Source organism: Pseudoalteromonas sp. c7(2019) (assembly GCF_011378625.1).
In the GTDB taxonomy this organism is placed as follows: Bacteria; Pseudomonadota; Gammaproteobacteria; order Enterobacterales; family Alteromonadaceae; genus Pseudoalteromonas; species Pseudoalteromonas arctica.
Window position 1 is genome coordinate 1 of the sequence record NZ_WTKS01000003.1, and the last position, 25,995, is coordinate 25,995.

The 25,995-nt window shown below is 40.9% G+C and carries 16 protein-coding genes; 11 read left to right on the plus strand and 5 right to left on the minus strand.

The annotated features are described in order from the left end of the window. Positions 1-8,534: Ig-like domain-containing protein (locus GQR38_RS03715; protein ID WP_206006037.1), on the minus strand; the 8,534-nt coding region annotated here is incomplete at its 3' end. Between the two features lie 239 nt (positions 8,535-8,773). Between GQR38_RS03715 and GQR38_RS03720 the strand changes: the two genes are divergently transcribed. The 4 genes from GQR38_RS03720 to GQR38_RS03735 all read left to right on the plus strand — a co-directional run bounded on the left by GQR38_RS03720 (position 8,774) and on the right by GQR38_RS03735 (position 15,038). Continuing rightward, on the plus strand, positions 8,774-10,750 hold the full coding sequence (locus GQR38_RS03720; protein WP_165723028.1) for a TolC family outer membrane protein: 1,977 nt from the start codon (positions 8,774-8,776) through the stop codon (positions 10,748-10,750). A 120-nt stretch (positions 10,751-10,870) separates the two neighbouring features. Further along, complete coding sequence (locus GQR38_RS03725) at positions 10,871-13,009, plus strand: type I secretion system permease/ATPase (protein ID WP_165723027.1); 2,139 nt, start codon at positions 10,871-10,873, stop codon at positions 13,007-13,009. Further along, positions 13,006-14,427, plus strand: coding sequence for an HlyD family type I secretion periplasmic adaptor subunit (locus tag GQR38_RS03730; protein ID WP_165723026.1), 1,422 nt, complete (start codon positions 13,006-13,008; stop codon positions 14,425-14,427). Before GQR38_RS03725 ends, GQR38_RS03730 begins: the two co-directional genes overlap by 4 nt. Positions 14,428-14,450: 23 nt before the next feature. Then, the gene (locus GQR38_RS03735; protein WP_024593175.1) at positions 14,451-15,038 is read left to right on the plus strand and encodes a response regulator transcription factor; all 588 of its coding nucleotides are present in this window, start codon (positions 14,451-14,453) and stop codon (positions 15,036-15,038) included. 22 nt (positions 15,039-15,060) lie between these two features. On the opposite strand, the gene GQR38_RS03740 is transcribed toward GQR38_RS03735, so the two are convergent. The 3 genes from GQR38_RS03740 to GQR38_RS03750 all read right to left on the minus strand — a co-directional run bounded on the left by GQR38_RS03740 (position 15,061) and on the right by GQR38_RS03750 (position 18,312). After that, on the minus strand, positions 15,061-17,016 hold the full coding sequence (locus GQR38_RS03740; protein ID WP_165723025.1) for a LapD/MoxY N-terminal periplasmic domain-containing protein: 1,956 nt from the start codon (positions 17,014-17,016) through the stop codon (positions 15,061-15,063). After that, positions 17,016-17,723 carry a transglutaminase-like cysteine peptidase gene (locus GQR38_RS03745; RefSeq protein WP_165723024.1) on the minus strand — a complete coding sequence of 236 codons (708 nt, stop codon included), beginning with the start codon at positions 17,721-17,723 and terminating at the stop codon, positions 17,016-17,018. The genes GQR38_RS03740 and GQR38_RS03745 overlap by 1 nt, the downstream gene beginning before the upstream one ends. Before the next feature lie 130 nt (positions 17,724-17,853). Next, the gene (locus tag GQR38_RS03750) at positions 17,854-18,312 is read right to left on the minus strand and encodes an LPP20 family lipoprotein (protein WP_024593173.1); all 459 of its coding nucleotides are present in this window, start codon (positions 18,310-18,312) and stop codon (positions 17,854-17,856) included. A 140-nt stretch (positions 18,313-18,452) separates the two neighbouring features. Here GQR38_RS03750 and GQR38_RS03755 point away from each other — a divergent pair, with 140 nt between their 5' ends. Beyond that, a complete protein-coding gene (locus tag GQR38_RS03755; RefSeq protein ID WP_101217123.1) occupies positions 18,453-19,646 on the plus strand; it encodes a flagellar assembly protein FlgT in 1,194 nt (397 codons plus the stop codon). On the opposite strand, the gene GQR38_RS03760 is transcribed toward GQR38_RS03755, so the two are convergent. Further along, positions 19,643-20,542 carry a LysR substrate-binding domain-containing protein gene (locus tag GQR38_RS03760; RefSeq protein WP_165723023.1) on the minus strand — a complete coding sequence of 300 codons (900 nt, stop codon included), beginning with the start codon at positions 20,540-20,542 and terminating at the stop codon, positions 19,643-19,645. The genes GQR38_RS03755 and GQR38_RS03760 overlap by 4 nt on opposite strands. Positions 20,543-20,654: 112 nt before the next feature. Here GQR38_RS03760 and GQR38_RS03765 point away from each other — a divergent pair, with 112 nt between their 5' ends. The 6 genes from GQR38_RS03765 (at position 20,655) to GQR38_RS20465 (ending at position 25,844) form a co-directional block, all read left to right on the plus strand. Continuing rightward, the gene (locus GQR38_RS03765) at positions 20,655-21,383 is read left to right on the plus strand and encodes a glutathione peroxidase (protein ID WP_010553231.1); all 729 of its coding nucleotides are present in this window, start codon (positions 20,655-20,657) and stop codon (positions 21,381-21,383) included. 81 nt (positions 21,384-21,464) lie between these two features. Next, positions 21,465-22,913, plus strand: a complete 1,449-nt coding sequence (locus GQR38_RS03770) for a dihydrolipoyl dehydrogenase (protein ID WP_165723022.1) — start codon at positions 21,465-21,467, stop codon at positions 22,911-22,913. A 144-nt stretch (positions 22,914-23,057) separates the two neighbouring features. After that, complete coding sequence (locus GQR38_RS03775) at positions 23,058-23,990, plus strand: exopolyphosphatase (RefSeq protein WP_165723021.1); 933 nt, start codon at positions 23,058-23,060, stop codon at positions 23,988-23,990. A gap of 120 nt (positions 23,991-24,110) precedes the next feature. Next, on the plus strand, positions 24,111-24,491 hold the full coding sequence (locus GQR38_RS03780) for a DUF4303 domain-containing protein (RefSeq protein ID WP_240917412.1): 381 nt from the start codon (positions 24,111-24,113) through the stop codon (positions 24,489-24,491). A gap of 44 nt (positions 24,492-24,535) precedes the next feature. Further along, positions 24,536-25,716 (plus strand): IS3 family transposase gene (locus tag GQR38_RS03785; RefSeq protein ID WP_165737964.1). Its coding sequence is split into 2 segments (ribosomal slippage): positions 24,536-24,794 and positions 24,794-25,716, totalling 1,182 coding nucleotides; the frame shifts between segments, so codons are not numbered across the junction. Then, a complete protein-coding gene (locus tag GQR38_RS20465; RefSeq protein ID WP_277344163.1) occupies positions 25,713-25,844 on the plus strand; it encodes a DUF4303 domain-containing protein in 132 nt (43 codons plus the stop codon). The genes GQR38_RS03785 and GQR38_RS20465 overlap by 4 nt, the downstream gene beginning before the upstream one ends. Positions 25,845-25,995: the final 151 nt, after the last annotated feature.

Consider the following 25,995-nt stretch of genomic DNA (forward strand, 5'->3'; position numbering starts at 1 on the left):
GCTGCATCTGTAAACGTAACCGTGATGGTGCTGTTAGGTGCATCACTGGTGCCTGTCACTGTTGGCGTGCTGTCGTTTGTTAATACTGGCGCATCAACGGTAATGCTTGGCGCGGACGTGTCTATTGTGCCGTTGCCGGTAATATCGGTGCTGTTACCTGCTACATCGCTGATGTTAGCGGTGATCGTGTACGGCCCTTCTGCCAAGGCAGTCGGTACTTCTATAGAGAAGTTGCCATCGGCATCCACAGTGGTGGTGAAGGTTTGTGTATTGCCTTGATCGTCCACTACGGTGAAGTTAATAACCGTGCCTTCAACGGCATCGCTTGTGCCACTGAGTGTCGGGGTGATGTCGTTACTTGAGCCTGAGCTGGTAAGTACAAGTGTCGGTGCGGTGGTATCTATTTCACCAGTGCCTGTGGCGGTGGCTTCATTACCAGCGGTGTCTTCAACACTCGCGCTAATGGTGTATGCACCTTCTGCAAGTGCTACCGGTACAGGGATTGACCACGTGCCATTGGCAAGTACAGTGGCGCTCATTGTTTGTGGTGTGCCACTGGTATCTGTCACTATAACCGTTACCGTACTGCCTTGCGGTGCATCGCTAGTACCGGTAATAGTTGGGGTGGTATCGTTGCCTACGCCGTTGTCGGTAATAACAAGGCTCGGTGCGGTTAAGTCTATCTGACCTGTTTCGGTGGCGCTGCCGATATTACCTAGGCCATCGCCTACCTCTGCGGTCACCGTGTATTCACCTTCGGCTAAATCAGTTGGTGCATCAACGCTCCAGACGCCACCCGTTACCGTCGTATCAACAGTCGTAATATTCCCTGCACTGTCTTCAAACGTTAAGCTAATGGTGGTGCCATCAGCTGCATCGCTTGTACCATTAATGGTTGGGGTAGTGTCGTTGGTATCAACCAATGCATTAATACTAATGCTTGGGGCCGTGGTGTTGAGTGTTGCGGTTTCACTTAATGTAGTGGTATTACCGGCGTTATCACTAACGCTAGCTTCAATGGTGAGCTCACCATCGCTCAGTGCATTCGGTACATCCGCTGACCAGCTGCCATCAGCTTGTACTGTCGCGGTGAACGTTTCTGTTGTGGTGCCATCACTCACGCTGATGCTAATAACAGTCCCCGCTGGCGCATTGGTACTTCCGCTGATAGTCGGGGTGCTATCGTTCGTTGCGCCCACGGTATCAAGCACAAGCGTTGGCGCGAGGCTATCAATGGTGCCCGATTGCACGGCACTATCGGTGTTACCTGCGGCATCGGTAATGCTGGCTTGCACACTGTAGCTGCCCTCTGGTAATTCAGGGCTGATTGCTTGCCAGTTGCCGTTCGCATCGACTGTGGCTGTAATTGGTGTTTCATCGCCGTTACTGTCTGTGATAACAATATTCACAACGGTGCCTTCAGGCTCTGTTGAGGTACCACTAACAACTGGGGTGCTGTCGTTGCCTAAACCCAGTGCATCAACGGTGATAACCGGTGTAATGGTATCTACATTACCACTACTGTTGGCCGTGGTGTCGTTGCCTGCAGCATCAGTGATGCTGGCAACAACGCTAAAGTCACCTTGTGCAAGGGCACCTGGAATTTCAATATTCCAGTGGCCATCACTTTCAACGGTGGTGGTGAAGGTTTGCTCAGCGCCTTGGCTGTCGGTGATGGTCAGTGTTACGGTGCCGCCAATTTCATTACTAGTGCCCTGCAGCTCAGGTGTTAAATCGCTGACATCGCCTACGTTTTGAATGGTGAGTATTGGCGCTTGTGTGTCTAACGTAATTGTATCTGTAACTGTTGTCGTATTTCCTGCTTCGTCAGATACACTCACTTCGATGGTGTTATCACCTTCATTTAAATCTGTTTGTGGAGTTACTTCCCAGTTACCATTTGCATCTACTGTGGTGCTAAGTGTTTGTTCAACTCCATTTTCATCTGTAATAACAACCGTGATACTGGTACCAACGTCTGCATCACTAGTGCCTGAAATAGTAGGCGTTGAGTCGTTGGTTACAGCTTCAAAGTCAACGGTTAAGCTAGGTCCTGATGTATCTATGTTACCTGTAGCCGTATCTGAAGCGCTATTTCCTGCAGCATCAGATACTTCAGCTTCTACAGAATAATCGCCCGAGGCCAACTCTTGAGAAAGTTCAACACTCCAATTACCATCGGCATCTGTTGTTGTGCTAAATGTGCGAACAACCCCTTGAGAATCAGTAACCGTTAAATTTATAACTGTGCCTGCAACTACGTCTGTTGTGTTACCAGAAATAACCGGTGTTGTATCATTACTTGTTTCTAGTTCATTTACTTGTATGGTTGGAGGCGTAATATCAATTACAGCATCAAGCTCTGCATTAGCCGTTCCACCACCTATGTCTGTTACTGTTGCACTAATTAAAATGGTGCCCTCAGCTAAATTTGCAGGCGGAGTAACACTCCAAAGACCGTTTTCATCAACAACTGTGGTTAAAGTAATTATTGCACCCGCTGAGTCAGTGATCTGAACTTCAACTTGAGAGCCAGCTTGTGCATTAAAAGTATCACCATTTATTTGAGGTGTTTGATCGTTAGTTTCGCCAATAATATCAATGGTAATGGTCAATGCGCTTGTATCAATTGTGCCTGAAGCACTTGCTGTGCCTTCATTACCAGCGCTATCACTAATACTTGCATCTACAGAGTAGCTTCCTTCAGCTAAAGCCGCTGACACTTCTGCAGTCCAACTTCCATCAGCAATTACTTGTGCTGAAATTATTTGTACTGCGCCATTAGCATCGGTCACTGTTAAAGTTATGGTTGAACCAGCAGGCTCCCCGCTAACTGTGCCTGAAATGGTCGGTGTTGTATCACTCGTATCGCCTAGTGCATTAATAGTAACTATTGGCGCTGTGGTATCAACTTCTCCCGTTGTTGTTACGGTTGTTTCATTCCCTGCTGTATCGGTAACCGATACCTCAACGCTAAATTCACCTTCACTTAATTCATCTGGTACATCCACACTAAAGGTGCCATCGGCTTGTACTCCAGTGGTAATGATTTGTGGATTACCTGCTTCATCAGTTACCGTAATAGTAACTAACGTGCCCTCAGGCTCACCCGTTGCGGTGCCTGAAATAGTTGGGGTGGTGTCGTTAGTATCACCTACGGTGTCAATAATAACTGTTGGCGCGGCAGTATCAACTTCGCTAGTTGTTGTTGCGGTAGTTTCATTACCTGCGGTATCGGTAACCGATACCTCAACCGTAAATTCACCTTCACTTAATTCATTGGGTACATCCACACTAAAGGTGCCATCGGCTTGTACTTCAGTAGTAATAGTTTGTGGGTTACCTGCTTCATCAGTTACAGTAATAGTAACAACGGTGCCCTCTGGCTCACCCGTTGCGGTGCCTGAAATAGTTGGGGTGGTGTTGTTAGTATCACCCACAGGATCGATTATTATTGATGGCGCAGCCGTATCAACTTCTCCCGTTGTTGTTGCGGTGGTTTCATTGCCCGCAGGATCAGTAACCGATACCTCAACGGTGAATTCCCCCTCACTTAACTCATTGGGTACATCCACACTAAAGGTGCCATCGGCTTGTACTTCAGTGGTAATGATTTGTGGGTTACCTGCTTCATTAGTTACCGTAATAGTAACAACTGTGCCCTCTGGCTCACCCGTTGCGGTGCCTGAAATAGTTGGAGTGGTGTTGTTAGTATCACCTACGGGGTCAATAATAACTGTTGGCGCGGTAGTATCGACTTCTCCCGTTGTTGTTGCTGTGGTTTCATTGCCCGCAGTATCTGTAACCGATACCTCAACAGTAAATTCGCCTTCGCTTAGTTCATTTGGTACGTCCACACTAAAGGTGCCATCGGCTTGCACTTCAGTGGTGATGGTTTGCGGATTACCCGCGTCATCAGTTACTGTAATAGTAACAATCGTGCCTTCTGGCTCCCCCGTTGCGGTGCCTGAAATAGTTGGGGTGGTGTCGTTACTATCAGCCAGTGCATCTATCGTGATCACCGGTGCTAAAGTATCAACCTCGCCAGTCGTAGTTGCTGTGGTTTCATTACCTGCGGTATCGGTAACCGATACTTCAACGGTAAATTCGCCTTCACTTAATTCATTTGGTACATCAACACTAAAGGTACCATCGGCTTGCACTTCAGTGGTGATTATTTGTGGGTTACCAGCGTCATCAGTTACTGTAATAGTAACAATCGTGCCTTCTGGCTCCCCCGTTGCGGTGCCTGAAATAGTTGGGGTGGTGTCGTTACTATCAGCCAGTGCATCTATCGTGATCACCGGTGCTAAAGTATCAACCTCGCCAGTCGTAGTTGCTGTGGTTTCATTACCTGCGGTATCGGTAACCGATACTTCAACGGTAAATTCGCCTTCACTTAATTCATTTGGTACATCAACACTAAAGGTACCATCGGCTTGCACTTCAGTGGTGATTATTTGTGGGTTACCAGCGTCATCAGTTACTGTAATAGTAACAATCGTGCCTTCTGGCTCCCCCGTTGCGGTGCCTGAAATAGTTGGGGTGGTGTCGTTGCTATCTGCCAGTGGATCAATCGTAATAGCAGGAGCTGAGGTATCAATAGTACCCGTTGTTACTTCTGTACTTTCGTTACCAGCAGTATCAGTGATTGATACGTCTACGCTGTATTCGCCTTCGCTTAATTCATCTGGTACATCAACAGTGAAAGTGCCGTCAGCGAGTACTTCTGTGGTGATGGTTTGTGGGTTACCTGCTTCATCAGTCACGGTAATAGTAACAACGGTGCCCTCTGGCTCGCCCGTTGCAGTACCAGAAATTGTCGGTGTTGTATCATTGCTATCAGCGAGTGCATCAATCGTAATAGTTGGTGCGGTATTATCGATAGTTCCTTGTGCTAAAGTTTCACTTTGGTTACCTGCTTCATCGCTAACGATGGCATTAACGCTAAAGTCACCTTCAACTAACTCATTAATAGCATCAGCTGTCCAGGTACCATCAGCTAACGTTTGTGTTGTAATTGTTTGTGTATTCCCACCAGCATCTGTAACGGTTAACGTAACAGTTGTTCCGGCTGGTACATTTTGTACAGAACCTGAAATTGTTGGAGTAGTATCGGCACTATCTGGGATTGTATTAATTGCTATAATTGGAGCTGATAAATCAATTGTTCCACTAACAGTATCGCTTGCTTCATTACCCGCAGCGTCTGTTACTGTTGCTGTAATTGTAAAGTCGCCTTCAGCAACAGCTTGAGTTGCACCAACTTGCCAAGTTCCATCTTCTGACACAACCGCCGTCAATGTTTGAGACTCACCATTTGCATCAGTAACTAAAACACTAACAAGGCTACCCGGAGCTACATCACTTGTTGTTCCGCTAAATGTAGGCGTTGTATCGTTTGAATCAGCAAAGTCATTTATTGCAACTAAAGGAGGGGTGGTATCAACTGAGCCTGATTGTGAATCTTGAGCTGCATTACCTGCATTATCAGATACATTAGCAGTTACGGTAAAATCCCCCTCACTTAAAGCAGTTGGAACCTCAATACTCCAAGTACCATCAGCACTTATAGTAGTCACTAACTGTTGCTCTGCTCCTAGACTATCGGTAACAATTAAAGTTACTTCACTGCCAGATGCTAAACCTTGGGTAGAGCCTGTAAGAGTAGGAGTTGTATCGTTTGTATCTGCAATATTGTTGATAGTGACACTTGGTGCAGTTAAATCAACCGTACCTGTAACAGTTGCCGTACTGCTATTGCCTGCAGTGTCGCTAACACTTGCTGTTACTGTAAAATCACCTTCACTGAGATCTGCAATAATATCCGCTGTATATGTACCATCTGTATTTGTAATTGTTGTAAGTGTTTGTTCATTACCTTCACTGTCAGTTATTACTAATGTAACTTCTGTTCCTGCTGGTACATCAATTACGTTACCACTTACTGATGGAGTTACATCATTCGTATCCTCAATAGGATTAATCGTGATTGCAGGATCTGTTAAATCAATTTCTCCAGTTTCGCTTGCAGAAGCTGTATTACCTGCAGCATCAGTCACTGTTGCAACCACACTAAACTGGCCTTCAACTAATTCATTACTTGCCTCAACTGACCAGCTTCCGTCAGCACCAGTAACTACTTGCACGGTTTCTGCTACGCCATCGCTTCCTGTAAATGTAACGGTTACTAACGCACCAGGTTCTACGTCTTGTGTAGAGCCGCTAATTGTTGGTGTTGTATCGTTAGTATCAATAATAAAATTAATGCTTACAGTTAAATCAACATTACCTACTGCACTTGCTTGCGCTTCATTACCCGAGTCATCTATAACAGCAGCAACTACGGTAAAGTCGCCCTCAGGTAGAGGGGTTGTTACTTGTGCAGTCCACAAACCATCTGCTTGCGTCACTGCAAGTAATGTAAATGTACTCCCATCGCTTGCCGTAATAGTTAAAGTAATGGTTGTACCTGCAGGCACATTGCCGGTGTTACCACTTAAAAATGGAGTGGTATCGTTAGTATTAGCAATTGCATCGATTTGAATTGAAATAGGAGCAAACGTTATTTCGCCGTTTGTTTGCGCAGTAGCCTCATTACCTGCTACATCGGTTACTGACGCAGTTGCGGTAAACTCACCACCTGGCAAGATTTCATTAGCATCAACACTCCATGTGCCATCTTCATTTAATAAAGTAGTTAAAGTTTGTACGCTACCGTTTATATCGGTTACTAATACTGTAATTACAGAGCCCGCTGGGGCGTCTTCTACCCTACCTAAAAATGTTGGTGTAGTATCGTTAGTATCAGCAATTGCGGTAACGGTAATATCTGGGTTTGTTAAATCAACAACACCTTGGTTATTTGCTTGGGCTTGATTACCTGCAGCATCACTTACACTTGCATCAACCTCAAACTGCCCTTCAGCCAATGGCGTAGTTACGTCAATAGACCAATCCCCATCAGCGTTAGTTTGGGTTAATAATGTTTGAGTTTGACCGTTAAAATCGGTAATAACCACACTAATAATAGAGCCTGCAGGTACATCTTGCGCGTTACCTGTAATAGTTGGCGTGGTGTCTTGAGTGTCGTTAATATTATTAATTTGTACCGTAGGCGCCGTTAAATCAACTACTCCTGAATCACTTGCTGATGCTAAGTTTCCTACACTGTCGCTTACTTGTGCATCAACCGTAAAATCACCTTCAGGTAAAGGAGTCCCAACTTCTACACTCCAGCTTCCATCGGCTTGAGTAACCGCAGTTAATGTTTGTATTTGTCCTGCACTATCTGTAACAGTAATTGTTACTTGCGTGCCTTCAGGAACCCCATTTGTTGTTCCAACAAGTGGTGGTGTTGCGTTATTTGTTTCATCAGTTACATTTACTGTGATTACCGGAGCAGTTAAATCTACATTCGCTAAAGCTTGGTCTACAGCTTGATTTCCAGCGGCATCAATCGCCACTGCGCTTACGTTAAACTCTCCTTCAGATAAAGGTGAGGTAGTAGTAATAACCCAATTTCCTTGAGCATCAACCTGAGTAACAATTGTTTGTACCGTACCTGCACTATCCGTTAACGTGACTGACACATTATCGCCAGTGTTCAACCCAGATACAGTCCCTGTTACTGTCACTGTTTGCGAAGCAGAATCGGCAACAGGATCAATAGCAATAAGCGGAGGTGTTGTATCAATTTCTATAGAAATAGTGTCGTTTATAGGGTTGCCAACAGGATCTGTCGCTTCAACAACAACGGTCACAGGGCCATCAGCAACCGGAGTTGGTAGAGTTATTTCAAAGGTACCATCAGGGCCAATCACAACACTAACTACTTGAGAATTTCCATCAACATCAGTTACCGTCACATTAACCGTTTCGCCAATTAAGTTTTCACTCGTACCGGTAATTGTTGGTTGTGATGAATTAGTAACGCCCAGCTCATTAAGTGAAATAGAAGCCGAAGTTGCGTCAGGCACAATACCATCAGAGGTATCTCTTAAATTAAAAGCTTCAGTAGCGCTTTGATCAAAAGAAGAATCAAAAGTAACACTACTAGGATCAACACTTTCAGAAATTCGGGTTAACTGTACAAACGAACTACCTCCATCTGCACCAGCTGCATTACCGCCACCAGCGGCTGTTGCCTCTAAATTATCTAAAATGTCCCCATCACCCTCTAATGCATCTAAAAAATCTGTTACATCTGAATTAGCCGCCGTTGATGAGTCTTGTTCTGTACCTAAATCTAAGCTTGCGATTGCTTCATCTAAACTTTCATCAAAAACAGTTGTTTCGCTAGCGTCTCTTGCTTCTTTCGCTAATAGGTCTGGTGTTATTTTTACCTTTTGATTTGCGGGTATAGATAAGGTTTCACCTTGCACATCTATTTGTAACGACGACTTAATAGCAGTAACAACTAAATCACCTACGGTAATAATGTCACCCACGTTTAACGCTCTTATTGAGCCATCATCCAACACAACACCCGCCGAACCCTGAATATCAATAACTACAAGTTGATTTGCTTCCATTTAGGTACCCTCAAACTTTTTAAAATAACAATCTAATAAATTAAAGGTAGAACAAAAAAAGCACATAGATACTGGACTCAAGTACAGGTTTAGAAGAAAAATTCAAAAATAAAAAATCAACAAAAAAGTGGTAGAAATTTTTTTTCATGCTACCCGAAAAGATTACTTGCAAAATTAGCACTCCTTTACTAAATATTTAAAAGAGTATTTTCGGTCTTAACAGGATCTAAGAGGAAGCAATGATTATAAAAAACACTTTTAAAAAGCATCAAGGGACTATGTTAATCGGATTAGCGATTACAGCCGTAACTTTATCAAACTACGTGCATGCAAACGAACAATCAGCAATGCCACTTACATACGTCTCAAGTAAAGCGATTGAAAACAATCCTGAAGTACAAGAAGCATGGCATGCTTTTAAATCTTCTATTTATGGAGTGGATGCTGCCCGTTCAGGTTATTTACCAAGTGTTGATGTATCAGCAAGTGCAGGATATGAAAGAAGAAATTACGGTATTGAAGAAGAATATAACCGTAATACAGCCGAATTAAGCGTTACTCAAATGCTTTATGACGGTTTTAGAACATCTAATACAGTTGACCGTTTTAAACGTATTCAACTTATTAGGTACTTTGAGCTTATTTCTCAAACAGAACAAACAGCACTTGAAGCCTCGATTGCACTACTTGACGTACAAAAATTCAAGGAGTTAGTACAACTTGCAGAAGCTAATTTACAAGAGCACGAGTCTGTATACCAACAAATAGAGCAAAGCGTAGGCGCCGGTGTAGCGCGCGCAGCAGACCTAGAACAAATTAGTGGCCGTTTATCTCTAGCGCAATCTAATGTATTAACGGAGTACTCAAATTTACATGATGTAAGCGCTCGCTACCTAAGAGTTGTAGGTGAGCTACCTATGAACGATATAAAGCAAGCTGACCTTGATGAAAACAATATACCAATTTCGGTTAACCAAGCGCTAGACGTCGCCTACAAAAACAGCCCTTCATTTTATGCCTCTTTGTATAATATTGAAGCGCAAAAAGCGAACGCCAAAGCACAAAAAGCGGCCTTTCATCCTAACGTAGATTTATCTGCCCGCTACGGTAGCCAAGATAGAGATGAGCTTGGTCAAAATGAAACCAGAACAGAAGCGCGAGTCGGCATAGATATTAGTTATAACTTGTATAACGGTGGTCTTGATAGCGCTAATTTAGAACAAGCTTATCAAGATATAAACATTGCAAAATATCAACGAGATCAAGCCTGTATTGATATTCGTCAAAGTCTGCAAATTGCCTACTACAACGTCACTATACTAGAGCAAAAGTTGCCAGCGCTTAATCAACACCGCGAATCATCAACTAAAGTTAAAATTGCATATAAAGATCAATTTGATATAGGCCAACGAACTCTACTAGACGTGCTTGATGCCGAAAACGAATCGTTCCAATCAACACGTTCATACATAGTTGCGCTATACGACCGCCAATCGGCTATTTTAACTATGCTAAAAGAAATGGGGAAATTATTGCCAGCACTTGACGTAATGTCAGGTAAATACCCTACATTAAAAGAGCTAACTGACGATCCTATTGTGCATAACGCACAAAATATTTGTCCGAGTTACGATGTAGCAACCACCTTTAGCCGCAAGGCATTTCTACAAAAAAAAGCGAAGCAAGATAATGCCTACATGAGTGTAACCGCTATGCCAAGATACTTAGATATACCGTTGGAAACCGACACTACACCAGGTAGCTTTTTAGATGATGATGGTGACGGCGTACCAAACGAGCAAGACACTTGTCCGAGTACACCGCTGTCAACTAATGTTGATTTATCTGGCTGTACAATTTATAGCGCATCAACCTCGAATATAGAGATTGGTATCCCTTTTTCTGCTGACTCAAGCGATGTAAGGTCTCAATATATTCAAGAAATTAGTCGGCTTGCAGATTTTTTAAAAGAAAACCCAAATAAGCAGGTTGAAATACAAGGTCATGCTTCTCTAGATGGAGATCGAACATATAACCGCAAACTATCTGAAAAACGTGCGTTTGCCGTTGCTGAAATTCTAATTAAACAATTCGATATAAAACCAAAACGTGTTAAATCGTTCGGGTACGGTATTGATCAACCTCGAGTAAACGAAATATCAGTAAGAGCAAATGCTGCGAATCGACGTATCGAAGCTGTAATTACTGATAGCTAAGTCAATTAACGTTATGTAAATAGCCTAAACTCGGCTTGAAATATTTAAGCTAAATTTATTTCTCGAGTTTAGGTTTAGTAGTAACAACCGCATGCAGTTCTACATAACATTGGATGGTTTATGGAATTAAACGATGTACTTGATCATGGTGGCATACTCGTTGACTGCCTAGCAGTTTTATGTCGCCATCATGATAAAGAGTTTTCAAGAGAAGCACTATTAAATGGACTTCCTCTAACTGATGGAAATCTTACTCCATCAGGTTTTTCGCGCGCAGCAAAGCGCATTGGCTTTAAATCAAAAGTAGTTAATAAGCCACTACAAAAAATTAATACAGCACTGCTACCTGCCATCTTAATTTTAAAAGACAATCAAGCCTGTGTTATTAATTCTATTGATTACGATAAGCAGTTGGTGAGTGTAATTTACCCAGAGCTTACCGAATCAGTTATCGAACAGAGCATTGATGAATTAGCAGGCAACAGTGTTGGTTTAATTATTTATGCACAACCAGAATTTGCATTTGATGAGCGAACACCTGTACTTGAAAAACTATCAAAAGACGGATGGTTTTGGGGAGTAATTAAAGAGTGCCGCTCACTTTATAAAGACGTAATCATTTCAGCTATTGCGTTGGGCTTTTTGTCGGTTGCCATGCCTTTATTTGTAATGAATGTATATGACCGCGTAGTGCCTAACCATGCAACAGAAACCCTTTGGGTACTTGCTATTGGTATTTTGATAGCACTCACTGCTGACTTTGTTTTACGCTTAGTAAGAGGCTATTTTGTAGAGCTTGCTGCAAGCAGAATAGATGTAAAAGTATCGGCTGTAATTATGGAGCGGGTATTAGGTATGAAACTAAAAAACCGTCCATCATCAGCTGGCTCCTTTGCTAGCAATATTCAATCATTTGAAGCTGTACGTAACTTTTTTAGCTCCATAACGCTTGTCGCATTAGTCGACTTACCATTCGTAGTTTTATATTTAATTGTTATCGCCATTATTGGCGTACCTCTAAGTTTACCTATTATAGCGGGCGCACTTGTATTATTAGCTTACGCTATAGCCGCACACCGCAAACTTGAGGCCCTTTCAGAGCAAACAATGAAAGCAAGCTCAATGCGAAATGCAGTATTAGTAGAAAGTTTAACCAACATTGAAGATGTAAAAAGTTTTCACTCAGAGTGTAAAACACAATCTGTATGGGAAAAGTCGACCATTTACATTGCGCAAGTAAACGCACAAAGTCGACTCGTTTCTAGCTCTATATCAAATACAGCATCGTGGATACAGCAATGTGTAGGCGTGATAATAATGATAATAGGCGTACACCTCGTTATTGAAGGTGAGCTAACTCAAGGCGGATTAATTGCAGCCTACTTATTATCATCTCGTGCTATGGGCCCTATTGGGCAGTCAGCCGCTGTTTTAGCGCAATATCATCATGCCGCAATAGCAATGCAGTCACTAAATGAGATTATGGAAAAAGAGGTCGAGCGCCCACCTGGTAAGCATTGGTTAAGCCACCCTATTTTAAAGGGCGATATAGAATTTAAAGATGTATGCTTTAAATACTCTGACGAATCTCATAATGCACTCAACGGCGTTAGTTTTAAAATTAAAGCTGGTGAAAAAGTTGCAATTTTAGGACGTAATGGCTCAGGTAAAAGTACATTAGAAAAGCTTATTTTAGGGCTATATGAACCCTGTTCAGGAGCAATTTTGATGGACAATAACGATATACATCAAATTGACCCTGCAGAGCTTCGCCATAATATTGGTTATGTACCGCAAACCGTTGCCCTGTTTTATGGGACCTTAAAAGACAACCTTACGATAAGCGCTTGGCATGCCAAAGACGAGCAAATTATTGAAGCCTGTGAGCGAAGCCAATTATTTGATTTAATTAATTCGCACCCAGACGGATTTGATCTACAAGTAGGCGAGCAAGGCCGCCAATTATCAGGAGGACAACGCCAAGCAGTAGGTATGGCAAGAGCCATAATTAATGACCCACCAATACTATTACTAGATGAGCCAACTTCATCGCTAGATCACAATAGTGAAAGTAAAATTATTAACAATTTAAAAGATTATTCTAAAGATAAAACCCTTATTGTGGTGACTCACCGCTCATCATTACTCGAGCTTGTTGACCGTATTATAGTTTTAGATAACGGAAAGGTGGTTGCTGATGGACCAAAACAAAAAGTAATTGCGGCGTTAAATAATAAAACCGTGGAGCAAGCATCATGAGTGATAACAAAAAACCACTTGAACAACGCTCTTTTGAATCTGTTAGCAAAGCAATAGAAGCAAGAAAACAAGGTAAGCCATCCGTATTTAATAAACTATTTAAAGGATGGATTTCACCGCCAAGTACTCAAGACTGGGTAGTAGATGCACAGTGGGAAAAAATGCAGCAGGAACCAGCAAGCGCTAGGTTACTACTTTATCTAATTTGTTTAACGTTTATATGCCTTATTGTGTGGTCTGGCTTTGCTAATTTGGATGAAGTTGCTCGTGGCGAGGGCCGTGTTATTCCCTCTAATAAATTACAGCTTATTCAATCTTATGACGGCGGTATGGTCGAAAAAATAAATGTCCGAGAAGGCCAAATAGTAAACGAGGGGGATGTACTCATTAAAATAGACCCTACCCGCTTTATTTCTAGCTTTAGAGAAAATCAATCCAAGGTTGAATCGTTAAGTGCAAAAGTTGCGAGGCTCAGAGCGCTCACTCAAAAAAAGGAGCTCGTATTTAACGAAGATGTTATAAAAAATGCACCTCAGGTGGTTCAACACGAACGCTCTCTTTATTTGAGTAACAGCCAAGAGTTGAAGCAACAGGTAAGTATACACAAACGCCAACTAGAGCAGCGACACCAAGATTATATTGAAGCAAAAGCGGCACTTCAGCAACATACCAGCGCGCTACGCTTAACAAACAGGGAGCTTAAAGTGACCCGCCCATTGTTACGCACCGGTGCTATTTCGGATATAGATATTATTCGTTTAGAGCGTCAAATAGTTGATTTAAACGGCGAGATAAACAGAACCAAAGCAGTTATAAATAGGAGTCTTTCGGCCATTAACGAAGCTAAAAATAAGGTAACCGAAGTTGAGCTCGTTATGATTAACCGCTGGAACAATGAACTCTCCGAAGCGCTACTGCGATTAGATTCAATTAAGGAAACTGAATCTGGCTTAGCCGATAAAGTAACTCAAACTGAAATACGCTCTCCTGTTAAAGGCACTGTACAACGATTATTAGTTAATACTGTTGGCGGTATTTTACAGCCAGGTAGTGATGTTATGGAAATTGTCCCGCTTGACGATCAACTTGTAGTAGAGGCAAAAATCCCGCCTAAAGACATTGCATTTTTACGCCCTGGGCAATCTGCAATGATAAAATTTAGTGCCTACGACTTTGCCGTATATGGTGGCCTTGAAGCCGAAGTATTACATATAAGTGCCGATACAATTACAGATGACCGCGAGAATACCTTTTATTTGGTGCAGCTAAAAACCACCAAAAATAATTTTTCAAAAGAACTAACTATTATTCCAGGAATGACAACTCAAGTGGATATTATTACCGGTAAAAAAACCGTACTTGAGTATATTTTAAAACCGGTTCTTAGAGCTACATCGCAAGCAATGACAGAGCGTTAAAACATTTTATAAATGGAGAAGTAATGCGCCAAAGTATTTTTATTACACAGCCTGAATTTGAATCGAAACACTGGCATACAGCGTTTCCTGGTTGTTTGATATTCACAAAAGAACCACACAGAGTCACGGCATCAAGTATTATTTGGGTTTTGGCCGGCACACCTAATTGGCTTGAGCTTGTTAAAAAGTATTCTCAGCAACGTTTACTGGTTATAGTTATGACCAACGAACTAGAAATAAATCAACTAAGAAGTGCGCTTGAAGCAGGAGCTAGGGGGTACGTAGAAGCACTTGCTACTAAAGTAATTATTGAACAAGTACTTGAGACAATTTGTGCTGGCGGAATATGGTTACCAGGGCAATTACTATCTAACTTAGTAGGAGCTTTATCAAATACACCGTTTAAATATGCGAGCACATGCGAGCTTGATGTACTCACAAAGCGAGAACGTCAAGTAGTTGATATTGTTGTAACAGGTGCAACTAATAAGCAAGCTGCAGAATCTTTAAATATTACAGAACGCACAATTAAAGAGCATATGAGCTCTATATTTAATAAGCTAAAAGTTCGCGACCGTATTCAATTAATGTTAGTTGTAAAAGGGCATTAACCGCACCGTTAATGCCTATTACTTACTCTTTAATAACCCCATCAAAACCTAAGTTAATAAGCGTATCTATATCATCTTGGCTTGTTACACCTTGAGCCACCACTTTAATGCCAATAGAATGCGCTAACGTGCACACTCCTCGCAGAAATGTTTGGTTATCTTGGCTGTAACTAATATTGTGTCCGTAAACGCTATCAACCTTAATCATTTCAAGACCAAATTCCTGAATTTTATTAATTTTAGTAAATTCAGGGCCCACACGTTTTAATGCTACCTTAGCGCCCATACATCGAGCCTGCTCACAAAAATCTTTAAATATCTCAATTTCGCTAACGGCAATACTTTCACGAATATCAAAACAAATTTTAGAGGCTAAATCAGGAAACGCCGAAAGGTACGTAAGAATCGAAGCAAGTGCAGCATCATCAAGTAACGTTTGAGCAGATAATTCAACCGAAATCAGTTCACTTGGTGGCTCAATACTATAATGAGCCACCAACGCCTTAATTAAACCCCAATCTAAACGCGCTAATAACTTTAATCGGTTAGCCCACTGGTAGTAGTAACTAGCACGGTATACTTGCCCACCAAGCTTTAGGCTCAACCCTAATTGATTTTGCATTACCTGCCCTGTAAAGCTCGTTACTGGGTAAGTATTTATTTCTAAATTATTATTGTTGAGTGCCTCTTCTATGGCATTTTTCCAGCTAGTTGCATTATCAAACAGCTCACTTTCTTGCTTGATTTGAGCTACTTTTGCTTGTACATCAGATCGTTTACCCGATGATTTTAAAAGTTCATCCGCACGCTTTAATACATCAAATCGCGTGTCGTCTTTTTGAATATAAGTACAGCTGTGAGGTATCGCTAGCTTAACGTTTTTATACTCTTCAACAAACGATTGATGCATCAATAAAATACGTTCACTGATTGCTTGAATATCATCAATATCACTAAATAAAACGGTAAAATCGCTGTGAGAAATACGTGCAATGTAATTTTCAGAAAAGTGTTCTTGGTTGCTCTCTAAGAAGCTAACCAACATCTGTGAAAATCGACGTAGAAAGTTAACCATTTCTACTCGTCCCACTTCCTCACTTACGCGATCGAGGTTTACAACCCTAAATAAAAACAAAGCACCATGGGCATGATCTTTCGATTTTTGTAAGTGAGCCTCAAGCGTTGCACCAAAGTACTCTCTATTTGCTAAACCAGTTAGCTCATCGTGTTGCGATTTAAATCTAAGCTCTTCTAAACGTTTATTATCTTCTTTAATAATACGGCTAAAACGGGTAGATAATTGGTTCATTGATTGCACTAAACGCGCAAACTCAAAAGTGCGCGGAACGCTCGATTTAATAAAACGTTTTTCACCAAATGCATTAGCCTGATACACAACATCATCTAGTGGTTTTAATATCCTACTTAAAAAGTAAGCACTAACTATACAAGCAAAAAAAGCGACAATTAAAAAACTAAAAAATAGTTTAAGCGCACTTTCCCATAAGGCTTGCTCAGCATATTGACTGTGGCTTTCTATAAACAAAGTACCAAATTGCTGCCAACCATTATTTACTTGCCCAACCCCTGGCTGTACATTTAATCCATACATTGCTCTAAACCACTGCGGAGCCGTCGCTTTAAGCTCATCGGTAAACGTGCGTTTAACAATCACCTCACCATTAGGGTTTTGTAGTTCGATTCGCTTATAGTGACCGGTATCAAATGTGGCCGATACTAATAGATCAAGCTCAACGGGGTCTTTGTCTAATTGGCTGATCATTAACGCGAGTGAACTGGCGTTATCTACATTTTTTAAGTACAGCTGGGTCGAAAAATAACTTTTAGCCGAATTAGTGCTAATTAAAACACTACTTATAAAGCCTACAAAAATAACAATTAATAATGCAATCCACAGCTCTTGCCTGAGTGTTATTTTTCGTTTTTTAAGGTACTTAGATAAGGAAAATGATGCCATTACCACATAACTCCTTCTTTGGTTGTCTGCTCCAAAATTTTACGCCAGCGTGAAAGTCTTGCTGTTGGGCTGGCTACACTTTTGGTTGAATTATTAGCCCATAAACCTTGGCTGTTAAAGCTAAAAACAGGGCTTAAATCTACACGTTTTGCAGCAGGTAAAACCTGTGTTATTAAACTGTCTAAAATAAGTGGCTGAGCGTTTGGTGTAGCAAAATAACCTAACACCATATGTGCTTGCGTTTTGTTAGTGCCCGCAATTTTTGCTTTTACATAAATAAGGCGTAACTTGTCGTCACTCACCCCTAGGGCTCTCAAGCTTATATACTTTGCTATTGCGTAATCTTCACAATCACCTAGGCCTCTGCCTAACGTTTCTAAAGGGGTTGCCCAATAATCGTTTTGTTTCCATAGCAAAATATCAGTTTGGTAGCGTAAATTACGCGCAAAAAAATCATTAACAATAAGAATTTGTTGTTGTTCTGGTTTATTTTGAGTTTGTACCAACATACTTTGCCAGTTACGTGCAACAGCCGCTCGCGCAGGTCCATATTTTTGATCCATCAGCTCAATAAAGGTATTAAATTGAATAGTTAGTCGGCTTGCAAGCACGCCACTAGAGAGTACAAAAAACAGCAATAGGTAGCGCAAATTGGCTTTGCACCATATAAATAATTTAGGATTTAAATGAGTTGGCTTAAACGCCATTTACAGAGCCACTGTTAATATAAGTGGCAATAAAATACATCTGTTGAGCACTACGCAATCTGCTTAAAAATTAATCCTAACAACAGCATAGCACTCAATATAAGAGGATGAGATATTTTGAATAACTTTTTTAGTAGTACGTTACTTTTTTAACTTCGCGTGGTTTTACTTCACCTATGTATAAATCGTGCACACGCTTCATGTTGAGCTCAAGCTCGGTTACATAAGTATCATCAACAGCATACGTTTTTATAATTTGCGCACCTTTAATGAGCCCCTGCACTTTACTTTCTAAGTAATCGTCTTGAGCAATTGAACCTTCCACCGTTGTTCCTGCGGTAATTTTTTGCCCATATACTTGCTCAGTAAGCTCGCGGTAAGCCTCAAGCTTAGAAGCCTTAATGGCCATAAGTTGCTTTTGCGACAGGTTGGCGCCTTTTTGCAAGCTAATAGGTGCATACCCTATCGCTTTTAAAACTGGGTAATTATTTGGCTCTACATATTTATATTCAACATGCTTATCAAAAACGCTGCTACAACCGCCTAAGGTTAAACACCCAAGTGTAATAAGTAATGAAATTGCTCGCATAGCATTTAGCCCTTGTATAGTAATTAGCAGTACATATGCACGTTTAATGCCATTTATAGCATTACTAATAATTACCAAATAACATTGGTACAGTCCTTGCTCTACCTAGTTAATAGCTAACGTTTAATTGGAGTAAAAGTATGAAGTCGTTTTTATCATTGGCATTTGCAGGATTAAGTGTAACGGCATTATTAACCTTCTCCCCTTTTACTAAAGCACAGTGGTATGAATCAACGGGTCACGCGAACGTTCAAAATGGTGATACGAGCGCAGCTAAATCTGCCGCTATAAAAGATGCGATTACACAAGCGTTAGTGTTCTCTGGCGCACGGGTTAGCTCTGTACAAACCCTGGTAGATGGCGTGTTAATGCAAGATCAGCTAAAAATTAGCAGCCACGGCGAAATTCAAAAAATTGAACTGATCAGCGAAAATAAATACGACAATAAATTTGCCGTTACATTACGACTCGATATTTTTTCTCAAACAGAGCAATGCCCACAAAATAGTTTTAATAAGTTTGTGGCCGTTACACAAAGCCAACTTGTTCATCGTGAACACGCCAAAATGGGTCAAATATTTGACGTAAGCAAAGCGATTAGCAAAAATATTTTTACTTCCCTGCAAAAATCAAAAATGAGCGCAGTACCTATTGCTTACTATAATAATGCAATAAGCGTTGATAAATACTTTTCGCAGCAGCACGACTATTCAAATGCCCAATTAGAAGAAATATCTTCGCGCAGTAACGCTCAATATGTTCTGCTTAGCCAAATAACCAGCCTTTCGACTAGCGACAAACTCAATAACGATTATGCATTTTGGCAAGACGAGGCGTATGAGCGCAGTTACAACATTGAGTTTGCACTGTTTGATGGCACTACCTATGAGCAACTTTGGCAAAATAGTTACCATACTCAAGCAATTTGGCCATTTGAAAAAACAACCATAGTTGATGTTAATAGTGATAGGTTTTGGCAATCGCCTTATGGGCAAAGCATAACCGATATCAACCAATCAGTAAGTTATGACATTCAAGCAGCTATGGCGTGTTTACCTACTCAAGGTAAAATAATGCATATGGAAAATAGCAAAATCGTTATTAACTTAGGTAAAGCTCATGGGTTAAAAAAAGGCCAAATGCTAAGCATTGCGCACCATAACTATTTAACCGACGCGGCAGGTAATGTTATGCCGCACACCATCACCACGCTTAATAAAATTCGCGTAGAGCAGCTTTATCAGCAAACCGCAGTAGCAGTCAGTATTGATGACAAACCGCTACCTGGCGTGCAAATTAACGATGTAGTAGAAATAATCAGCCAAGATCTTTAGAGTTTTTTACTCAATTTAGCTTTTAAATTAGGGTGAGCCGATAACCACTCGCCCAATTGTTCTACACCAGATAAATGCGGATAATGCTTTCTGCATGCAAACACCACATTACGCTGCTGATTAGGGAATATAGGCAAGTAATCAATCCCTACACGGTCGGTACATGCCAACTTTGGTACAAATGTAATACCGTCATCCATAGCCACTAACGCTAATAATGTTTCTAAACTATTACCTTTATACTGGTTAGATACATCGACTCCTGCAGAAAAACAAAACTTTTGGGCTTGATCTTTAAAGCAATGGCCATCACTTAACATTAATAGGCTGCATCCTTGAAGATCGCTCAGCGCTACTTTTTTATGCTTAGACAGCGCGTTATCGTGTGATACCGCCACTAAAAAATCTTCTTTGTATAAAGCAACCGTATGGTAATTAATAAGCTCTGGCACATCGGCTAAAATAGCAAAGTCGAGTTCACCCTTGTTTAAGGCTTCTAAAATTGTTGCTGTTTGCATCTCAATAAACGAAAACTGACTATTAATAAATGCCGCTTTCATTGATGTTAATAACGCAGGCAGTAAATACGGTGCTATGGTAGGAATAATACCAATAGTTAATTTACCTTGTAGAGGTCCATTAGAAGTAGCAGCAAGTTCTTTGAGTATTTGCGTTTGTTCTAAAATAATCTCTATTTGTGTCAATAAACGAGCACCTTTTGCTGTTAAGGTAACTTGCTTGGTTGAGCGATCAAATAAAGTAACACCAAGCTCACGTTCGAGTTTTTTTACTTGACCACTTAATGTAGGCTGGCTAACAAAACATGCGTCGGCAGCTTTGCGAAAATGTTTATATTGCGCTATTGCTTTTACATATTCAAAATCTTTTAAGTTCATATTCAGCTCTACGTGATAGTTTATAACTATCAGTTTAATACAAACAAACGATTGGAACTATATTTAATTATTCACCATAATGGCTATCAACAAATCAAGAGGAACAAAAATTATGTTAAACAATATCGAAGGTCAAACAATCCCAAGTGTTACATTTGCAACTCGTCAAAATAACGATTGGAAATCAGTAACAACAGATGACATTTTTAAAGGTAAAACTGTTGTAGTGTTTTCACTACCAGGTGCATTCACACCAACATGTTCATCAACTCACTTACCACGTTACAACGAATTAGCAGGCGTACTTAAGCAAAACGGCGTTGACGAAATCGTATGTTTATCAGTAAACGATACCTTTGTAATGAACGCATGGGCTGAACATCAAGAAGCGCAAAACATTACTTTATTACCAGACGGCAACGGCGAATTTACTGACGGCATGGGCATGTTAGTAGATAAGAACGACCTAGGCTTTGGTAAGCGCAGCTGGAGATACTCTATGCTTGTTAAAGATGGCGTGATTGACAAAATGTTCATCGAACCAGATTTACCAGGTGACCCGTTTGAGGTATCTGACGCAGACACAATGCTTGATTACATCAACCCTAAGCAAGCTAAACCAGAACCAGTAAGCATCTTTACTAAACCTGGCTGTCCTTTCTGTAAAAAAGCGAAAGAGCTTCTTGCAGAAAAAGGCTTCGCATATGAGGAGATTGTTATGGGTGCAGGCGCATCACTAACAAGCCTAAAAGCTGTATCTGGTCGTGACACTGTTCCACAAATTTTCATTGGTGGTAAACACATCGGTGGTTCAGACGACTTAGAAAAATACTTTGCTTAATTAATAAGTAAATTAAATACCTAACGTTAGTAGGTAAAAATAGGGGCTTTTATGCCCCTATTTATTAGAGGAAAAAATACTATGAAAGAATTGCAAACCGATGTTGTTGTTATAGGCGCAGGCACTGCTGGTTTAAGTGCTTATCGTAATGCTAAACAGTTCACACAAAATGTATTAATGATTGAATCAGGCCCATACGGCACTACATGTGCACGTGTTGGTTGTATGCCAAGTAAGTTATTGATTGCAGCCGCTGAAGCTGCACACGCAATTGAAATGGCACCTGCATTTGGTGTTCATAGCTCAAAGCCTATCATTGATGGCAAAGCAGTTATGGCACGCGTTAAAAGTGAACGAGATCGTTTTGCAGGATTCGTAGTAGAAGCCGTAGATGAATTACCAGAGGGTGATAAAATTCGTGGTTACGCTAAATTTTTAGACACAAACCGCATACAAATAGACGACCACACAATTATTACAGCAAAACGCTTTGTAATTGCCACCGGTTCACGCCCTTCATACCCAGGCGTATTTAATAACTTTGGCGACAATCTTATTATAAACGACGACGTATTTGATTGGGATGACCTACCAGAATCAGTCGCTGTATTTGGCCCTGGTGTAATAGGTCTTGAAATTGGCCAAGCACTTAGTCGACTAGGCGTAAATGTAAAACTATTTGGTGTAGGCGGCGCAATTGGCCCACTTACAGACCCAGTAGTAAAAGACTATGCAAATACTGTTTTTGCTGAAGAATTTTTTGTAGATACCGACTCAAACGTATCTGACATGATGCAAGTTGGCGACAAAGCACAGCTAACTTACACCGACAAACAAGGTGAAAAACACACCGAACAGTTTGACTACGTACTTGCAGCCACAGGCCGAGTACCTAACGTAGATAAACTAGGCCTTGAAAACACCGGCATTGAGCTTGATGAACGCGGCGTACCGCACGCAGACACGCACACAATGCAATGTGGTGAGTCGAACATATTTATAGCAGGCGATGCGAGTAACATGCTCCCATTGTTACACGAAGCATCAGACCAAGGTGCTATTGCAGGTCAAAATGCCGGGCGCTTCCCAGATGTACGTATAGGTCTGCGCAGAGCTAAAATTGCAGCTGTATTTAGCGACCCACAAATAGCGATGGTAGGCGAAAGCTACAAGCAAATTACCGACCGTTTAGGCCCATGTGGTTGTTTTGAAGTAGGCGAAGTCAGCTTTGAAAACCAAGGCCGTAGCCGAGTAATGCTTAAAAACAAAGGTCATATGCGAGTATACGCAGAGCAAGGTACAGGCTTATTTTTAGGTGCTGAGTTTATTGGCCCACAAGCCGAACACATCGCTCACTTACTTGCATGGGCTGTACAAAACAAAATGACCGTACCAGAAATGCTTGAGATGCCATTTTACCACCCAGTAATTGAAGAAGGGTTACGTACCGCCCTTCGCGACTTAAATGCCAAACTTAAATTTGGCCCAGACATTGTAAATTCATGTATGGAATGTGGCCCAGGCGCATAACCTATTTGCCACACATACAAACTTGCTAGCAAAAGCCAAAACTAACGTTTTGGCTTTTTTTTATAATTTTTTTGAGCTGACCTCTCAAAAAAAAATTTAGCTGTTACACTTAATTGATAATTCAATTTAATAAATGGAATAGCTATGCCCAATAATAAATTTAGACTAGTCACCCGCAGCGATTTTGATGGCTTAGTTTGTGCTGTATTGCTTAAAGACTTGGACCTAATTGACGATATTTTGTTTGTTCACCCAAAAGACATGCAAGATGGCAAAATAGACATTACCGAAAACGACATTACCACCAACCTCCCCTACGTTGCAGGTTGTCACATCGCATTCGATCATCACCTTAGCGAAACCGTTCGTAACTCAAGCGACATAAAAAATCATATTATTGATCCAGAAGCCCCATCAGCAGCTCGCGTAGTTTATGACTATTATGGCGGCGCTGAAAAACTTCCAAATATTTCTGTTGAAATGATGGACGCGGTAGATAAAGGCGATGCTGCTCAGTTTTCAAAAGACGAAATATTAAACCCAACCGATTGGGTATTAATGAACTTTATTATGGATGCGCGAACTGGCCTTGGTCGTTTTCGCGAATTTAAAATTTCAAACTACCAATTAATGATGAAACTGATTGATGCGTGTAAAGATCAAAGCATCAAAGAAATCCTAAAAATGGAAGACGTAGCCGAACGTGTTGCTTTATATAACGAGCATAACGAAAAAGCCAAAGAGCAAATTTCTCAATGCGCTACCGTCCATAAAAACTTAGTGGTCCTTGATTTAACCCAAGAAGAAACAATTTACGCCACAAACCGATTTGTTATTTATGCAATGTACCCCGACTGCAATATCTCGATTCATAAAATGTGGGGCCTTAAAAAACAAAACGTAGTTTATGCCGTTGGTAAATCAATCACTAACCGCAGCTCAAACACGAATGTTGGCGAACTGTGCCTTAAATACGGCGGTGGTGGCCATTTAAATGCAGGTACTTGCCAAGTAGAAACAAGTAAATCTGAAGCCGTACTTAGTGAGCTAATCGATACGATTACAAGTGATGGCTAATATTAACTTACAATAACCAGAGTCATATAATAGCTCTGGTTATTTTATTTTAGTAGAGTGAGTTTTAATCGCTCTCTTTTTCATATAAATTTCTGTAATAATAAAAGAAATAATGACCTCATGTTAGATACTAAAAACTTCGAAAAAACACTTTATCAAGATACCAAAAAAGCGTTTAAAAACATTATACAAAAATACGGTAACGATCTTTATGTAATGGGCTTTTACCACACAGGTAGCTACTCACTACTTCCAATGTTTAATACCTTATCGGATTTAAAAAAAGTATTTGAAGAAGAGTACGGCAATGATGTAAGTAGTTTCTACATGGCTAAATGGAATCCAGAAGACTACCCCACGTTTGAGGATTATTCCGAATACTTTGATGAAACAACTCTAGAGTGTCAAAAACTAGAAAACAGCATTGATTTGTTTCAATCAGATATAGAAGCAATGGATAATTGGCATTGTAGTGGTACAGTGGTTTTGGCCACCCATTAAGAAAGAAATGTTATGCTAATAAGCATACAAATTTGGGTGAAAAAATGACGAAATTAAAACGCGCAACGTATTCTGCAGCAATAAAATTAGAAACAGCTCAGCTTGTAGTTGACCAAAGTTATACTCAAGAAGAAGCAGCTAAAGCGATGGGGGTGGGTAAATCAACCGTCAGTAAGTGGGTTACTCAATTAAAGCAAGAGCGGAATGGCCAGACACCATCTGCTTCGCCAATGACGCCCGAACAAATTGAAATCCGCGAACTTAAAAAGCAAATCCAACGCATCGAATTAGAAAAGGATATATTAAAAAAGGCTACCGCTCTCTTGATGTCCGACTCCCTGAACAATTCTCGTTAATCGAGAAACTAAATCAACGAGAGCGTTACCCAATTAGCGTGCTGTGTAACGTATTCAATGTGCATCGTAGCAGCTATAAATATTGGGCTATACGGGATACAACGCCGACGTCAGAGCAAGTAAGGCTAGAGGCTGAAGTTAAAGCAATACATGCAATGAGCGGTGGCTCAGCTGGGGCGCGGACAATCGCGGCAATAGCAACGAACAATGATTTTGAATTGAGTCGTTATCGTGCTGCTAAGCTAATGGTTAAATTAAAGCTTGAAAGCTGCCAAGTACCTCAACATTCATATAAACGCGGCGGTAATGAACACCTTGAAATTCCAAACCTGCTTGATAGACAATTTGATGTTGTTGAGCCAGATACCGTGTGGTGCGGTGATGTGACGTATATTTGGGTAGGTAATCGCTGGGCTTATTTAGCCGTTGTTGTTGATTTATTTGCACGTAAAGTAGTTGGCTGGGCCATGTCGTTGTCGCCAGATACTAATTTAACGCTAAAAGCGCTTGAACTCGCGTATGAAAGCAGAGGAAAACCGACAGGACTGATGTTTCATTCAGACCAGGGTAGTCATTATACAAGTTTAAAATATCGCCAACGTTTATGGCGCTATAAAATCAAACAAAGTATGAGTAGGCGTGGAAACTGTTGGGATAATGCACCAATGGAGCGATTTTTTAGAAGCTTTAAAACGGAATGGATGCCAAAGGTTGGATATGGAAATTTTATAGATGCTAAATATAGCGTTAGTGATTATATCAACGGATATTACAACAACGTTAGGCCGCATCATTATAATGCCGGTTTAGCGCCAAATGAATCTGAGGTTAGATATCAAGATTCTAAAACTGTGGCCAAATTTTATTGACCACTACACATCAATGGCTTACAACCATGGAGAAAGTGCTCATACAATTAGATACCGAAGGAATATTTTCAAATGGTATCGAACGCGAAAAAATTACTTTAGCAATACTCGCCTATGATGAAGAATAAAGTATTCAATTTAAAAGAATCAAACGACTTAACCCACCAACTGTTCTAGCACAAATTCAAACTGACTTTGAAGCCATGATTACAGAGCGTGAAAAATGCGAGCAAGAAGCTTTAAACGCCTTCAATTAAAAAGTGCAACACTACTACATAT